This window comes from Limnothrix sp. FACHB-1083, assembly GCF_014696485.1.
Lineage (GTDB): Bacteria > Cyanobacteriota > Cyanobacteriia > CACIAM-69d > CACIAM-69d > CACIAM-69d.
Genome location: NZ_JACJQD010000011.1, coordinates 88,316 through 104,198 on the forward strand (window position 1 = coordinate 88,316; position 15,883 = coordinate 104,198).

14 protein-coding genes are annotated in these 15,883 nt (G+C 56.7%); 10 read left to right on the forward strand and 4 right to left on the reverse strand.

Annotated features, from left to right (window positions below):
- Positions 1-114 precede the first annotated feature (114 nt).
- The 3 genes from H6F46_RS14615 (at position 115) to H6F46_RS14625 (ending at position 4,056) form a co-directional block, all read left to right on the forward strand.
- A complete protein-coding gene (locus H6F46_RS14615) occupies positions 115-2,082 on the forward strand; it encodes a ribulose bisphosphate carboxylase small subunit (protein WP_190355495.1) in 1,968 nt (655 codons plus the stop codon).
- A 36-nt stretch (positions 2,083-2,118) separates the two neighbouring features.
- A complete protein-coding gene (locus H6F46_RS14620) occupies positions 2,119-3,147 on the forward strand; it encodes a hypothetical protein (protein ID WP_190355496.1) in 1,029 nt (342 codons plus the stop codon).
- A 132-nt stretch (positions 3,148-3,279) separates the two neighbouring features.
- Complete coding sequence (locus tag H6F46_RS14625) at positions 3,280-4,056, forward strand: BMC domain-containing protein (protein ID WP_099533294.1); 777 nt, start codon at positions 3,280-3,282, stop codon at positions 4,054-4,056.
- Positions 4,057-4,191: 135 nt separating this feature from the next.
- Here the strand turns inward: H6F46_RS14625 and ctpA are convergent, their stop codons facing one another.
- On the reverse strand, positions 4,192-5,466 hold the full coding sequence (gene ctpA / locus H6F46_RS14630) for a carboxyl-terminal processing protease CtpA (protein WP_370567161.1): 1,275 nt from the start codon (positions 5,464-5,466) through the stop codon (positions 4,192-4,194).
- 315 nt (positions 5,467-5,781) lie between these two features.
- Here ctpA and petB point away from each other — a divergent pair, with 315 nt between their 5' ends.
- The 7 genes from petB (at position 5,782) to H6F46_RS14665 (ending at position 12,330) form a co-directional block, all read left to right on the forward strand.
- Positions 5,782-6,429 carry a cytochrome b6 gene (petB, locus tag H6F46_RS14635; RefSeq protein ID WP_099533293.1) on the forward strand — a complete coding sequence of 216 codons (648 nt, stop codon included), beginning with the start codon at positions 5,782-5,784 and terminating at the stop codon, positions 6,427-6,429.
- 215 nt (positions 6,430-6,644) lie between these two features.
- Positions 6,645-7,127 (forward strand): cytochrome b6-f complex subunit IV, encoded by a 483-nt coding sequence (gene petD / locus H6F46_RS14640; RefSeq protein WP_099533292.1) that lies wholly within the window; start codon positions 6,645-6,647, stop codon positions 7,125-7,127.
- Between the two features lie 464 nt (positions 7,128-7,591).
- Positions 7,592-8,746: a sulfate ABC transporter substrate-binding protein gene (locus H6F46_RS14645; protein ID WP_190355497.1), complete on the forward strand. Its 1,155-nt coding sequence runs from the start codon at positions 7,592-7,594 to the stop codon at positions 8,744-8,746.
- 270 nt (positions 8,747-9,016) lie between these two features.
- On the forward strand, positions 9,017-10,198 hold the full coding sequence (locus H6F46_RS14650; RefSeq protein ID WP_190355498.1) for a hypothetical protein: 1,182 nt from the start codon (positions 9,017-9,019) through the stop codon (positions 10,196-10,198).
- A gap of 142 nt (positions 10,199-10,340) precedes the next feature.
- On the forward strand, positions 10,341-11,069 hold the full coding sequence (locus H6F46_RS14655; protein ID WP_190355499.1) for a MotA/TolQ/ExbB proton channel family protein: 729 nt from the start codon (positions 10,341-10,343) through the stop codon (positions 11,067-11,069).
- Positions 11,070-11,142: 73 nt separating this feature from the next.
- Entirely contained in the window at positions 11,143-11,568 is a 426-nt protein-coding gene (locus H6F46_RS14660; protein ID WP_190355500.1) for a biopolymer transporter ExbD, read from the forward strand.
- A gap of 66 nt (positions 11,569-11,634) precedes the next feature.
- Positions 11,635-12,330 carry a DUF4333 domain-containing protein gene (locus H6F46_RS14665; protein ID WP_190355501.1) on the forward strand — a complete coding sequence of 232 codons (696 nt, stop codon included), beginning with the start codon at positions 11,635-11,637 and terminating at the stop codon, positions 12,328-12,330.
- 33 nt (positions 12,331-12,363) lie between these two features.
- On the opposite strand, the gene obgE is transcribed toward H6F46_RS14665, so the two are convergent.
- From obgE to H6F46_RS14680, 3 genes are all read right to left on the reverse strand, one after another.
- Entirely contained in the window at positions 12,364-13,497 is a 1,134-nt protein-coding gene (gene obgE / locus H6F46_RS14670) for a GTPase ObgE (protein WP_190355502.1), read from the reverse strand.
- A 152-nt stretch (positions 13,498-13,649) separates the two neighbouring features.
- Positions 13,650-14,300, reverse strand: a complete 651-nt coding sequence (locus H6F46_RS14675) for a Mo-dependent nitrogenase C-terminal domain-containing protein (RefSeq protein WP_099532896.1) — start codon at positions 14,298-14,300, stop codon at positions 13,650-13,652.
- Between the two features lie 196 nt (positions 14,301-14,496).
- Positions 14,497-15,855 (reverse strand): DUF389 domain-containing protein, encoded by a 1,359-nt coding sequence (locus tag H6F46_RS14680; protein ID WP_242027973.1) that lies wholly within the window; start codon positions 15,853-15,855, stop codon positions 14,497-14,499.
- Positions 15,856-15,883 lie beyond the last annotated feature (28 nt).

A 15,883-nucleotide genomic window follows, 5' to 3' on the forward strand; every position in this document is an offset into this window, starting at 1 on the left:
CCTGGGTCGCAAACGCAGCCACCTGCACCGCGATTGAGTAGGAAGCTTCCTGGTTGCAGCATTCGCTAGCGAATCGCAGCAATTGTTAGTGAAGTCGTGACGGAGGTTTTAAGCATGGGATCGCGAGGGGCAAATGGAACGGTTATTGATCGGAAGTCACTGGCTTCCGATCAATCCGTGCGGCCCGCCATCCATCCCACGGCTCAAGTTCATCCGTTCGCCAACGTGGTTGGTCAAGTAACGATCGCCGCTGGGGCAAGGGTGGGGCCAGGCACATCGGTGCGAGCCGATCGGGGCGCAGCGTTTCACATCGGTGCGGGGGCATCGGTGGAAGATGGAGCGTTGATCCATGGGTTGGCCGACGGCTGTGTGTTGGGGGATGACGGCCAAGATTATGCGGTTTGGATTGGTGAATCGGCGACAGTATCACACCTGGCGCTGATTCATGGCCCCGCCTACATCGGCAGCGATTGCTTCATTGGCTTTCGATCGACCGTGTTTAATGCGCGGGTCGGCGATGGCTGTATTGTGATGATGCATGTGCTGATTCAAGACGTGGAAATTCCGTCGGGGCGTTACGTGCCGTCGGGTTCAACGATTCTGACGCAGGAACAGGCCGATGCGTTGCCGGTGGCTCGGGAGCGCGATCGGGAGTTTGTGCGCCAGTTGGCCGGGTTGGATCATTGGCCTGAGGGGGCGATCGCCAACCCGACGGGCAATTGGCCCGCCAACGGTTCTGCTGTTCAAGATTATCGTTCTGAAGGTTCTGGGGGTTCCGTGGTTACGACGACGTTGAGCGCCGAGTTGGTGCAACAGGTTCGCCAATTGCTGGCTCAGGGATACCAAGTCAGCGCTGAATATGCCGACGCACGCCGCTTCCGGGCCAATGCCTGGACGAGCTGCGCCCTGCCGCGATCGGCCTATGAAAGCGACGTGCTGACGGCCCTAGAAGGCTGCCTGCGTGATCACGCGGGTGAATATGTGCGGGTGATCGGAATTGATCCTGCGGTTAAGAAACGGGTTTATGAATCGGTTGTCCATCGCCCGGGCGACAAGGTGGGTCAAGGCACGGTCACCAGCGCCAAAGCCAGCCAACCGAGCAGTAACGGCAACGGCTCCAAAGCTCCGACCAGTAACGGTGCGGTTGGTGGTGATTTGGCCACCCAAGTGCGCCAACTGCTAGCCCAGGGCTACCAAATTGGTACGGAACATGCGGATCCGCGCCGCTTCCGGGCCAATGCTTGGACGAGCTGCAAGCCGATCGACTCCACCAGCGAGTCCCAGGTGTTGAGCCAGCTCCAAGGCTGCTTGACTGACCATGCGGGCGAATATGTGCGCCTGATTGGGATTGATAAACGGGCTAAGAAGCGCGTTTTTGAATCGGTGATTCAACGGCCCGACGGTTCCGGAGCCAAGGCGGTGACCGGTGCTTCGGCAGCCGCTGCCAGCAATGGTGCAGCGGTGGCTACGGGTGGCATTTCGGCGGAAGCAGCAGCCCAAATTCGGCAACTGGTGGCCCGGGGTTGCAAAATCACGGCGGAATTTGCCGATGTGCGTCGCTTCCGAGCCAACGCTTGGACGACTTGCGGTTCGGTGCAAGCCACTTCGGAACGGGAGGCGATCGCGTCCTTGAGCGCCTGCATGGCCGAGCACGCCACCGCCTATGTGCGTTTGGTGGCTGTGGAACCCGGCAGCAAGCGCCGCGCCGCTGAAATCATTGTTCAGCGTCCCGGTGTGCAAGCGGCCAACAATGCGGTGAGCTTCAGCGCTCCTGCGGCGGCCAGCACCAATGGCTCTGCTCCGGTGAGTGCCGGAAACGTGCCCGCTGCCGTGGCCCAGCAAATCCAAAAGCTCCTGAGCCAAGGCTACCGAATTGGCGCTGAATATGCCGATGCGCGTCGGTTCCGGGCTAATGCTTGGACGAGCTGCGGCGGTCTGGAAGGCTCCTCGGCTAACCAAGTGCTGGCGGCCCTGACGGCTTGCTTGGCAAATAATCCCACAAGCTACGTGCGTGTGATTGGCATCGACCCGACGGCCAAGAAGCGCGTTTACGAAGAAGTGGTTCAGCGTCCCGGTCGCTAAGACCCGGAGGCCCCCATCCCCCTATTCGGCTGCCGCATGATGACCCTGCAACCGCTACATCCGGTGGACGATCGCCAGTCCTGGATTTCCGGCGAAGTGACGCTTGATCCAACGGCGACGATCGCCCCCGGGGTGCTGTTACAGGCGGATCCGGGCAGCCGAATTACGATCGGCCCCCACGTGACGATCGGGATGGGCGCTGTTGTCCATGCCTGTCAAGGGGGGCAGATTGTCCTGGAAGCCTCGGCCCATCTGGGGGCCGCTGTGCTGCTGATTGGTGCGGTACGGGTGGGCCGATCGGCTTGCATTGGCCCCAGCACGACTGTTTTGAACCAGTCGATCGCCCCTGGTCAGCGAATTGCGCCGGGTCAATATCTAGGAGATTCAGGTCTAGGAGATTCAGACCTAGGAGATTCAGGAACTCAAAATTCAAATCCGGGAAATTCAGGGGCTGAAAATCCAGGGGCTAAGAATTTAAATACGGGAGATTTGAGGGCTGAAGATTTACCGGCCGCCGCTCAGTTCAACCAAAGCTCGATCGCCCCCAGCCCGCAACCAAACGCCCCGGTGACCGACGACCCGCCCGATCCGTTGCCCTCTCCCTGGGATGAGGACGATGAAGAACGCCAGGATCGGAGCGGCCGTTTCTACCGCCCGGGATTTTCCGGGAGTCCTTTTCCGCCTGCACCGCCCGCTGCGCCGCCCTTGCCGGAACCCGTGCCCTACCAAGCACCGCCGGGTTTGGCCCCCGGTGTCAGCCCCATCCAGCCGCGCCCGATCGCCACGCCAGCCATTCTTCCCGGCACTTCAGCAACCTCAACCACCTCAGAGCCGCTGGCCTCGACACCGACTGTGGCCGAGCTGCCGCCCACCCCAAGCGCGATCGTTACCCAAACCACTGAGCATCAAATTGTGGAGCAAAAGGTGGAAGTCTATGGACGCAGCCACGTGAATCGGTTGCTGTCCATGATGTTTCCCTATCAGCAATCCCTGAACGGAACCCATGGAGCCGGTCAACTGCCCTCTGCCCACTCGCCAGGCGCGGATGATCGGGATGAACCCTGAGTCCCTCTTCTCCCGATCGCGCCAATCTCTGTGGCGGGCCGAACCTGTGGCAGGCCTAAGATAGAGGCAGCAATGTTCTGAATTGCCCCGAATTGCCCCGATCGTTCCCCTTGCGTCCCTCCCTTTTCTCCGATGACCGCTGCCACTCCCGCAAATCAATCTGCCCTCGGCATGGTCTCAACCCGCAGTTTTCCGGCAATTGTCGGCACTGCGGACATGATGCTGAAATCTTCGGGGGTGACCCTGGTGGGTTTCGAGAAAACCGGTAGCGGCCATTGCACCGCGATCGTGCGGGGCAACGTTGCTGATGTGCGAATTGCCGTGGAAGCTGGCGCAGAAACTGCCGGACAATTTGGGCAACTGGTGGGCAAAACCGTGATTCCGCGGCCGCTGCCTAACTTGGATGCGGTGTTGCCGATTCGGCCACCCAGTTGGGACGCTTTGGCGGAAATGCCCCGCAGCCCGTTTGCTAATCAAGCGGTGGGCTTATTAGAAACCGTCGGCTTTCCGGCCATGGTGGGAGCCGCCGATGCCATGCTCAAGGGAGCCGATGTGCGGTTGGCCGCCTACGAGACGATCGGGGATGGCCTTTGCACCGCCATCATTCGCGGCTCCGTGGCTGACGTGGGTATGGCGATTCAAATTGGCATGGCTGAAGCAGAACGGATTGGCCAACTCCATGCGGTGATGGTGATTCCCCGCGCCTTGGAAGACTTGGAACGGGCCTTGCCCTTGGCGGAACATTGGCAAGCGACAGTGGAAACTCGCCGAGCGATCCCGATCGAGCTGCATCAAGTGGAGCGGCGGGTGATGCAACCGGTGGCCCTGCCGGAGCTGCAACGCTTAGAACCGGTGGAGCTGCCGATGCGTGAGCCTCAGCAGTTGGAACGCTTTGAGGAGCGCCTCTAGGACGCGCTTGGGTTTCGTGATGGTTGCCTGATTGAAGCCAATCTGCATCCGGCCAAGCTGCAACCAGCCAAAACCTGCAAATTGAATAGCCAAGTTAATCGCCCCTGGGCATGATGATTGCGCCAGGGGCTGATTTTAGCGACGGGCCGTTACCGTGCCCGTCAAGTTGGCCAGTAGGGTTTGCACCGCCGCATCATACTGGGGATCGACCCGATCGGGGGCGGATCGATCCCCAATCGGCAGCGGGGGTGGGCCATCAATGGGGCGATTCGGCTCAATGCCGGCTTGGTTGATATCCCGGTGGGATGGGGTTTCATATTTAGCGATGGTTACCGCCAGTCCGGAGCCGTCGGCCAAGTCAAACAGGGATTGAATTAACCCCTTGCCAAAGGTGCGTTCGCCCACCAATTGGGCCCGGCCGCTATCTTGCAACGCCCCGGCCAAAATCTCGCTGGCGCTGGCGGTTCCCCGATTCACCAACACCACCAACGGCGCATCGGTGAGGGCATTGCCGCTGGCCTCGAAGGAGTCGAACACCCCTTGGCGATTCACCGTATAAACGATCGGCCCGCTATCAATCCATTGTCGGGCGATCGCAATGCCCGCCTGTAGCAGTCCGCCGGGATTATTGCGCAGATCGAGCACAAACCCCTCAGCCCCTTGTCGCGACAGTTGCTTGATGGCGGTGGCCATTTCCGCCGCTGCGTTGCCATTGAACTGGCTGAGGCGCAGGTAGCCAATATTGCGCCCCTGATCGCGCCGCAACTCCGCCACTACCGGATTAATCGCAATGCGATCGCGCACCAAGTCGTAGTCCTTAGGTTCCGGTTCCCCTGATCGCTGAATTTGCAATCGCACCTGACTGCCCGAGGGGCCGCGCATTCGCTCCGCCGCTTCATCCAAGCTCATGGCCTTGGTGGGGATGCCGTTAATGCTCAGAATTTGATCCTGGGGCAAAATTCCCGCGCGATCGGCCGGTGAACCCGCCAAGGGAGCCACCACCGTCAAAGCGCCCGTTTCGGGATCGAGCGCGATTTGTAACCCCACCCCGGTCAGTTCCCCGGAAGTGTTGGTTTGCAAACTGCGATATTGCTCCGGCGACAGGAATCGGGTGAAGGGATCCCCCAAGACCGCCAGCATTTCTTGAATCGCTCCATAGGTTTCCGTTCGATCGCGCAAGGGCTTTTTCAGCGCCTTTTCACGAATCCACCACCAGTTTTGATGATTAAACGTGTCGTCTATATAAGCGCGGTTAACAATTCGCCATGCTTCACTCAGCAGCTTTTGCTCCTGGGTCATGGCCCAAGCGCGATCGGTGGGCCCACCCAGCCACAGCAGCAGCACCCATAACCCTAGGAGGAGTCCAACCCTAAATGGTTTTTGAATCAGATTCTTAAGCATGAAACCGATCCTAACTGCTGAAAGGGGCTTCCTCAAACCCTACCCAAAATTGTTTAACTTGCGCGGTCGAGTGACAACCCGGCCCGGCGCGATCGCCCCCTGAGCCATCCCCTTCCTGAGAATGGCTTACGGACTCCCCGGATGGGTCAGCGCCATAGCCAGGCACTCCCGAAGGCAAAGTAAATCCCCCCCTCCGCGCGATCGCACCACTGATCGGGTCTCCGTATCAGGTTGGGAGGATTTCCAGTGTGTTAAATTTTTTAAAAAGCGCCATGCATTTTTAAGTTTCAGCCTCATCCGTTTCCAGCAAGGGACTCCGCAGCTATGTCGAAACTGTACGAATGGTTCGACGAGCGTTTGGAAATCCAAGCACTCGCCGACGACGTGACGGACAAGTACGTTCCGCCCCACGTCAACATCTTCTACTGCCTGGGCGGTGTCACGCTGGTCTGTTTCCTGATCCAGTTTGCCACCGGCTTTGCCATGACCTTCTACTACAAGCCCACCGTGGCAGAAGCGTTCTCGTCGGTGCAATACCTCATGACCGACGTGAGCTTTGGCTGGCTGATCCGCTCCATCCACCGCTGGTCTGCCAGCATGATGGTGCTGATGATGATCCTGCACGTCTTCCGCGTGTACCTGACCGGTGGTTTCAAAAAGCCCCGCGAACTGACCTGGGTAACGGGTGTGGTGTTGGCCGTGTTGACCGTTTCCTTCGGTGTGACCGGCTACTCGCTGCCCTGGGACCAAGTGGGCTACTGGGCTGTGAAGATCGTGTCCGGCGTGCCTGAGGCGATCCCGGTCGTCGGCTCGACCATTGTTGAACTGCTGCGCGGTGGCGAAAGCGTTGGCCAAGGCACCCTCACTCGCTACTACAGCTTGCACACCTTCGTCCTGCCCTGGATGATCGCCGTGTTCATGCTGATGCACTTCCTGATGATCCGCAAGCAAGGGATCTCGGGCCCCCTCTAAAGATGCGCTACCGGGTGTGGCTGGCTTGGTGCTCATTCGCCGGTTGTTGAATTGTGTATCACCGTCTTGAACTCCCTCGGGAGCTTTTTTAGGATTGGTCTTCAGGATTGGTCTTAAGGATCGTTCAGGATCGGACTAAAGAACACAGGGAGCAACCGGCTCCACCCTTGTCCCACCTGCCGTTTTAAATTCCCTTCACGGAGAAGCGTTTAGCGATGTCCATCCTCAAAAAGCCGGATCTGAGCGATCCGAACTTGCGCCTGAAGCTGGCCAAGGGCATGGGTCACAACTACTACGGTGAACCCGCTTGGCCGAACGATTTGCTCTATGTGTTTCCGGTGGTGATCCTAGGAACCTTCGCCCTGATGGTGGGTCTGGCTGTGCTGGATCCGGCGATCGTGGGTGAACCGGCGGATCCGTTTGCCACGCCGCTGGAAATTCTGCCGGAGTGGTACCTGTATCCGGTGTTCCAAATCCTGCGGATTCTGCCGAACAAGCTGTTGGGTATCGCCTGCATGGGCGGCATTCCTCTGGGCTTGATGCTGGTTCCGTTCATTGAGAACGTGAACAAGTTCCAAAACCCCTTCCGTCGTCCGGTGGCCATGGCTTCGTTCCTGTTTGGAACTGCCTTTGCCATCTGGTTGGGTATCGGCGCAATCATGCCGATCGACAAGTCCCTGACCTTGGGCTTGTTCTAAGGCAGCGGGTTTGCTGGACAACTGCTGAGACTGATTGCGGCGATTAGTTGCTATCAGTTGCCATTGATATCAAACGGGGCGATCGATTCAGTTCGATCGCCCCGTTTTGATTGGGTTCTTGATTGGGTTCTTGATTGAATTCTTGATTGAATTTTTGCTTGGTTTGGGCTTTCTGTTTAGTTTCATCTTTCTATTTCTGGCTTAAGCTCAAGTGCCGAATTGCCTATTTTGGTTGTTGTATTCCGTTTTTGTATTCTAAAGATCTTGTCTTGAGCATATCAAACTGATAGGCGGCTTTCGTTTTGCAGAGCTAATTGAGAATTTCCTGATTTTTAGACCGTTTTTGAGCAAATTCGATTGACTTTCCCTGGGGGCATGAGTATCATCTTGCTCAATAAATCCTAAAAGCCGATCGGAATACCGGGGTTTATAAAAAACAGCCTGCCCCCCTTCAGCCAAGCACCATGCGATTGTCTCTCCTCCAATCCCTGCAAGCTCTCCGCTCACAGCTCGACCCCCTGAACTCAAAGGCCCAGCGCCTTGGCCGCCGCACAGCCCTGCGATCGATCGCCCTGGCCGTGGCCAGCGGACTCAGTGTTTTGGCACTGTCGCCCACCAGCACCAATGCGGCGAGCGCACGCCTAGGCAATCCGTCTCCCCAAAATCAGCCGTTACAAATTAGCCAGAACAAGCCTGTAGAAATTACCTTGGTGACCTATGCCGTTACCAGGGCTGCCTACGACAAAATCATCCCGTTGTTCGTGGAGAAATGGAAACGCGAACAGGGGCAAGAAGTTGTTATTAATGCTAGCTACGGCGGCTCCGGATCCCAAACACGTGCAGTTTTGGATGGTCTAGAAGCGGACGTGGTAGCGTTGGCTTTGGCCGCAGATACCAAGCGCCTAGAAAAGGGCGGTTTAATTAACCCCGGTTGGGAAAGTGAAGCGCCCAATAATGCGATCGTGACGCGATCGGTGATTGCGTTCGTCACCCGTCAGGGCAATCCCAAGGCTGTGCGCAATTGGCCAGACTTGCTGAAGCCTGAAGTCAGCATCATTACCGCCAATCCCAAAACTTCCGGGGTGGCTCGCTGGAATTTCCTAGGCCTTTGGGGTTCAGTTACCCATACCGGTGGCAGCGAAGAACAAGCCTTGGACTACGTGCGGCAGGTTTATCGCAAGGTGCCGGTGCTGCCCAAGGATGCTCGCGAATCGTCGGATGTGTTTTTCCGAGCGAATCAAGGCGATGTGTTGCTGAACTATGAAAACGAAGTGATTTTGGCCGGACTGCAAGGCCAACAATCCCTGTTCTATGTGGTTCCGCAAACCAATATTTCGATCGACACGCCTGTAGCAGTGGTTGACAAAATTGTTGACCGTCGTGGCACTCGGGCGGTGTCGGAAGCTTTCGTGAAATTCCTATTCACGCCAGAAGCCCAACGCGAATTTGCCAAAGTTGGCTTCCGTCCTGTGGAGCCTGGTGTTGTCCGCGAGTTTGAAAATAAATTCCCCAAGGTGAACAAACTCTACACGGTCAATGACTTTGGCGGGTGGGATGCCGTCAACAAAAAGTTCTTTGATGAGGGTGCAGTCTTCGATCAAATCTATACCAACCGCTAATGAAAGATGCTTTTGAGCAACATCAAAAGTAATTAACTTTCTGGAGTGGCTTGACTAGTTTGTTGAAGAATGTCGAGGTTAACTCAAAGGCAGTTTTTGCAAGTTCACGAAAATGAGTGAATTTGCGAAGGCAGCCTTTCCTTGTAAGCAAAGACGTTAACCTCGAATGACTTCTCTGATGATGTTGTGTGGTCTTGTTTGCCTTCATTGCTTGCCTCTAGTGAATTATCTCGTCAATTGACGTGACGCTTCCTTCCTCGCTCCCTAATCGTGGCTTTACCTAAACTGTTTCCTTCATTACCGAATTTGGACTCTCTGGCTTTTGAACGAAAGACCGGAGAGTTTCAGCCCTCGATCGAGGTCGATTTGGCGGCGAATCCTGATGACGATTCCCCCGAGGCGATCGCTTGGTTGCATGTTTTAGAAAGTCCGGTTCCGCAATCGAAGGGTTTGTTTTGGGGCACGATGGCGTTGGCATTGGGTCTGCATCTTGTGCTCGGCTTCATTTCCACTGGAGATGAGGCAAAAGCACCGCCCACCAATCCTCAAGAGAAAAAGGTGCGCATCGTGCAGTTGCCCATGCCGGGCCAGCCGATCGCGAAGGCAGCCCCCCTGACACCGGCACGACCCACACCGCCCGCGCGATCGCCCATTCAACGACCAGCGACTAATCGCCCCCCTGTGCGCCCCGCCCAGCGGCCGATCGTGCAGCGGCCTCGCCAAACCCCGCCACCCGCGACGACCCCGCCTGCCACCACCGCACCCGCGACCACTGCACCCGCGACCACCGCCCCACCCGCCACCGGAGCCAACCCCTGGCAAGACTTTCCACAATATCCAGGGGCAAAACCAGGCTGCTTTAATTTGCAGTCTTGCCTCAGTACGGGCACATCTCTGGCGGAAGTGTCGCAGTTTTTCCAAAAAGAATTGGCGGCTCGCAAGTATTCAGTTCAACCGGCTAATGGTAGTGCCAACGGCGGGATTGTTTTGCAGGTTTCCCGTGATGGGTTAACGCAATTTTTGAGCATTTTGAATGCGGAGGAATTGGGGGCAATTTATGTTTTGTCAGAGCAGCCTGTTGGCTTGGGAGATTTGACCAAGGCGATCGAAGTGCCGAATGAAATCTACAGCGTGCTGAGTGGTTTGGCGGCAGAGGATGCAACCGCCGCTCAGTTTGCTCAACCCAATGATTTCTTCCCGGCTGGCACGGCTCGATCGGAAATTGCTGCCATGAAGTTTGTGGCTGGCGAAGATCCCACGACGTTCTTTGATGCCTATTTCCGCACCAACCTGGTTAACAACGGCTTTGATCCCCAAGAAACCAATCAGCAATATGGCGGTGGTTTTGTTTATCGCGTGAAAAAAGCCAGCTTGGTGCTTTACCTCAACCTAGTACCAACGGCTGACAACAGCGGCACGATCGTGGTTGTTTGGCGGGTTGCACCTCAATGAGACATTAACCCAGCCGCACAAAACCAGAATTACCTGGGCGATCGCTTGTTTAATTTCCAATGATCACCTTCCACAAAATATGGATTCATTGATCGCCCGATCGTAGCCATTGTTCAGGAACCCAAATAGGAGCTAGGAATCGATGTCGAATTTGTTTCAGTTGATTGCTGTTGGTGGGCCGGTGATGATCCCCATTGTCGGGATGTCGATCGCCACGGTTGGTTGCGGACTAGAGCGATCGTGGTTTTGGTATCAACTCCTGAGCCGTGAAGATCGTATTGTGCGGGAAGTTTTAGAAGCCGCCCACTACGATTTGGCAGATGCAGCAGCGATCGCCCGCCAAGCCAAGGAATTGCCGATCGGGCGATTTTTATTAGCTCCTTTGCGGCTCCAAGATCCCACCCCAGAAACCTTCCGTCTTGCCCTGGAAACAGCAGCCGATCGCGAGTTTATTGAAATGCATCGTGGGGACAAACTCCTTGAAAGCGTTGTGGGCATTGCCCCGCTCCTGGGTCTGTTGGGAACAGTGACCGGCTTGATTGCCACCTTTGCCAACCTCAACATCGGCGGCTCTGGCGGTGCGGAAGAAGCCAGCAAAGCAGCAGCCGGGATTGGGGAAGCCCTCACCACAACGGCCGGAGGAATGATCGCGGCGATTTTAGCCTTGAGTATTCTCAGAATCTTAGTGACTTTCCAAACTAAGCAAATGCAGTACTTTTCCCAGGTAGGCGCTGCCCTCGAACTGATTTATCGGCAGGTCTGGTATGAAGCCAACCGAGATGATTCAAACACGAATGCGTCAGAAGCAGAATCTGACTCAAACTTGAATGGCATCAATCTAAGATCTGAAAAAACTGCAACAACTAACTAACTCATGCCAAGTTAAGTTATGAATAAATCTTGATTGATGCAGAGCGCAAAACAGTTTTCTAGGAGCACATGATATGTATTCCCGCAATCGTCGTAATCAGCCTTCTTCGCAGATTCCCGAGGTTAACTTGGTGCCCATGATGGATGTGATCATGACCATTTTGACCTTTTTTATCATTGTCTCCATGACCTTGACGGGGAATAATAGCGCCCTGAAAATTAACCTGCCCAAGGCAGATGCTCCCCCAGCCAGCAAAGAAAAAACACCCGACCCGCTGATGGTGAGCCTGTCCAGTACTGGGCAAATTTCGGTGGGTAGCCAACTGGTTTCCGAAGCAGATTTGATCTCGCAGGTGCAAACCTATTTGAGCAAAAGTCCCGAAGGTGCTGTTTTATTAAAAGCCGATAACAAAGTTGCCTATGAGCAACTCGCCAAACTCTTGGGTAAGTTGCAGAAAGCTGGGGGCGATCGCGTGTCATTGGCGATCGAGTCACCCTAGATAGTCATGATTTTTTAAAAACCTTAATTTGACTGGAATCTTGATCTATTTCACTATTTATTGATCATGTTAATTAGTGCTCGATCAGCGATCGCCCTGGCTGGCTTGGGGCTGCTTCTAGGAGGCTGCTCCAAACTCGATACGGAAAAAATTTCCGCTCAAATTCAGCAGGAATTACTCAACGCTAAAGTACCGGTCAACCAGTTGCGTTGCCCGGCGAATTTAACCCCTCGGACGGGGCAAACTTTTGAATGTGTGGGCAAGTTGGAACCGGAGGGCAATTTCTTTGTGGCTGTGACCCAAGTGGACGATCGCGCCACCATTCGTTGGGAAGTGATTAATTCTTGGCGGCTGCTGGATTTAGGCTCCTTGCAGACCGACTTACAAACAGCCTTGGCGGCCCAAGAGGCCACCAGCGGCCCCAGCAACAGCCTGAAAATTGACTGTGGACAACCCTATCGAGTGGTTTCACCGGGCGACCGCTTTGAATGCCAAGTGATTGGGGCAGGACAGGTGCGATCGATCACGGTGGATGTGCGCGATCAGGGGCAAATCACCTGGCAAACGCCCCCGCCGGCCTTGACGGCCCAGCGGCCCAGCAATCTACCAGCCCAGGCGATCGCCCCCGAAACCAGTTCCACCCCCGCCAGCACCGATCCCGCCACCGCCACCACGCCGGCCGCCCCGCGTTCCGCCCCGGCGGCTGCCCCAGCTCCCGGCCCAGCCAAGGATGCGACCGGCTGGACAGAATTAGCCGACTAACCGGCCTGGGTTGACCTGAGGAGATTCCGGCGCTTAATGGCCAACCCAAATCACTTCGGGGCCGTCTTCGTCGTCTTCCCAGTCTTCGTCCTCGTCAAAGTCCTCATCATCAAACTCAACCCCATCACCGCGCAGGGGGCGATCGAGCAGGGTGGGCAACTCCAAAACGACGGGGCCCAACTGATCCAGCCAATCCCAAACCCGCTGCAACAGCCCATCCAAGTTATGGCGGGTGGCGGCGGATACCTTCAGGATCGGTTCCGGGTGGTGGGGTTGCAGCTCCTCGATCAGGGTATCTACCCAATCGGCATCCACCGCGTCCACTTTGTTAATGGCTAGGATCTGCGGGCGATCGGTCAGGCCGCGTCCATAGGCCTGTAGCTCGTTTTGAATCGTGTGATAGGCCGCGATCGGGTCTTCTCCTGTCGCATCCACCAAGTGCAACAGCAGCCGCGTTCGTTCAATGTGCCGCAGAAATTCATGACCCAGACCCAAGCCCTCGTGGGCCCCTTCAATCAAACCGGGAATATCCGCAAATACCGTGCCATCGCCCGTGGGCCGGCGCACCACGCCCAAGTTCGGCACGAGGGTGGTGAAGGGGTAGTCGGCAATTTTTGGCTTGGCCGCCGAGAGCGCGGAAATCATTGTGGACTTGCCCGCATTCGGCAGCCCCACGATCCCCACCTCCGCCAGCAGCTTCAGCTCCAAATACAGCCGAAATTCTTCGCCGGGTAACCCAGGCAGGGCCAGTTCCGGTGCGCGGTTCCGGTTGCTCAAAAAATGGGCATTCCCGAGGCCGCCCTTGCCCCCTTTGGCGATGCAAATCCGCTGGCCGGGTTGCACCAAATCGGCCACCAAAACCCGGGTGTTGGCATCATAAACCGCTGTTCCGCAGGGCACTTCCACCACTAAATCTTCGCCGCTGCGGCCGGTGCAATTGTTGGGGCCGCCGCGCATTCCATCTTGGGCCTTGAAGCGGGCGTTGTAGCGAAAGTCCAATAGGGTTTGCAGGCGATCGGTGGCAACAAAGTAAACGGAGCCGCCCCGGCCCCCGTTACCGCCAGCGGGGCCCCCGGCGGGCACATATTTTTCCCGACGAAAGGCAACGATGCCGTCGCCCCCGTTGCCAGCTTGGACGACGATTTCTGAATGATCAATAAATTGCATGAAATAGTGGCGCGAAATGATGGGAAAGCAGTATTGGGGAAGTCCAGCAACCCTAGCCGGGGATCGCAGATGATCCGGGGGATGAAGGCTCGCGATCGAGCTAGCGGTAGCTTTGGGTTGGGCGGAGATCCCCGATCGCCCCCAGAACCCACCTAGCAGTAGGGGGTGATGTCTTCACCACAGTCGTCTGCCAAGTAGGAGAGAGCACGGAATCGCAACCCCATGAGCTGGTCGTAGAGTGGGTTGAGCTTGCACATGGGGGGAATGTGGGCCAGCTTGCGCCCAAAAACGACCACATCCCGCTCGAAGGGGCATTGGGCGGGGATCATTTTACAGAGAAAATGCGCAACTTTGGGATTGTGAATTTCCAAACCATCGAGCCAATGGCGCACGGGGTTGAGCACATCGCCCCGGTGTGGGTCGGGGTGGGTCTGAATCGGCTCGGCGCAATTGAGGGTTTGTTGTAGGGCTTCAAAGGCGGGAATTTTGCGGCCAAGGGCGGTGCTGAACTGCCGAATGAGCTGATCTTCGGAGTCGGAGTAAATGCCGTCAGCGATCGCCACCATCACGGCGGTGCGCAGGAAGTTATCTGCGTGGTGGGGGTCGTCTCCGAGTTCGGCGGCCAGTTCTTCGGGGGTGAGGGGTTCGAGGATGGCTTCAGGGTCGAGGGTTTCGTGGGTGAGGGAGGTGATGATTTCCCGTTCTTCATCATCAAGGTGACCATCGGCCCAAGCAACGGTGGTCAGGCCTCGCAACCACAGCAGGGTACGAACGCGATCGGATGGTTCTGCCACAAGAGTCATAAAAACTGACACCTAATCGCAACTTTGTGTCTCAATCCCTTTGTGTCTTGATCAATATCCTAAGAGGGGCGATCGCGCCCTGGCCCGCAGTACCCACTTCTCTTAACAACTGATCTTTGAACAACGGATCACAACTGTTTTAACAACTGAATCTGGCTGGTGAATTTGGCCAAGGAATCGGGCTGATCGGTTGAAACTATTGGGGGGCTGGCGGGGGTGGCTCCGGCTCAGTGCGCGAATCTGAGTGAATTTCCGAAACTTTACTGACCAGGAATACGAGCCGGAACGGTTGACCCATGGCTTTTTCCAGAAATTCTTCGAGCAATTGGGCTTGAAAGGGCGAAATGCTCTCGGCCGATTGAACGGTGAGGCGAACTTCTGGTGGGCTGGCCAGCCAGTTAACGCTGCTGTCAATGAGCTGCACGCGCCGGAAAGTGAGGGTTCGATCGAGCAGGGCTTGGCGCAAGCTGGCTTCTAGCCGGGCCTGGCGCACCAGTTCGGAAAAGCTGTAGGTCAACGGCACGGCTAACAGTAGGGTCATGCCGACGATCGCGGTCATGCCGTGGCGGCCGGTTTTCAGGGGCAGTTCCCCCAGAATCCAGAAGGTTAGTGCCGCAGCCAAGGCAATGCCACAGAGGTTTGTCAACAGCAGTAGGGCGGCCCCTTGGGCCAACAGACCATAGCCCTGGGAAATGGCGAGGCCAACGGTACAGGCGGGCGGCATCAGGGCCACGGCGATCGCGGTTCCTGCCACGGTTCCCGAAACCTTGGGCTGCACCATGGCATAGGCGCTGACCGCTCCGGCCACGAGGGCCACGCCTAAATCCAACAGGTTGGGATTTCCCCGGGCCAGCACTTCACTGCCAAAGGCGGGAATGCCTGCCAACCAGCCAACCAAGGCAGACAGCCCGATCGCCAGAAACACACCACAACTGAGCGACCCAAAACCCCGCCGAAACAGAGACCAATCGCCCGCCACAACGCTCCAGGCGATCGCCCGAATGGGCAACATCAGGGGAGCGATGATCATGGCCCCAATGATGACGGCGACGCTGTTGGCCAACAGTCCAAAGGAGGCAATCAGACAGGCTGCGAGGACTTGGGTGAGGTAAGGGCGATCGATCCGCGCATCTTCCCAGAGCATGTGATTGAGCTGGGCCGATCGCTCCGGTGACAAGCGCTGCCACTGAATCAGCCGCTGACGGGCGGCCTTGCCCCATTGCCAAAGGTCAGACCGGCTAGCCCGCCACCCCCCTTGCCTGATCCACCCCGACTTGTGCTGCTTTTGTGCCATGAACTGGCTCCTGATTGCTGGACTGCTGTGGGATTGGGCAGGCTCCATTATCGATCGCGCCCGCAGGAGGTTGACGGCGCGATCGGTGCGGTGCGATCGGGGGGGATGGAGAGGATTTGGATGCCCAATCCGCGTCGGCTGTTGATTGGCAGCGATTGGGGGCATGGAGGGGCGATCGGAACTGTCATCGGAACTGCCAATCGATCCCAAGCTCAGGGCATGGTTGGGGTAATCTTTAAAGAGGATGCAAAAAAATTTCATGTTTCTTTAGCTTCCAGGGATCACGATT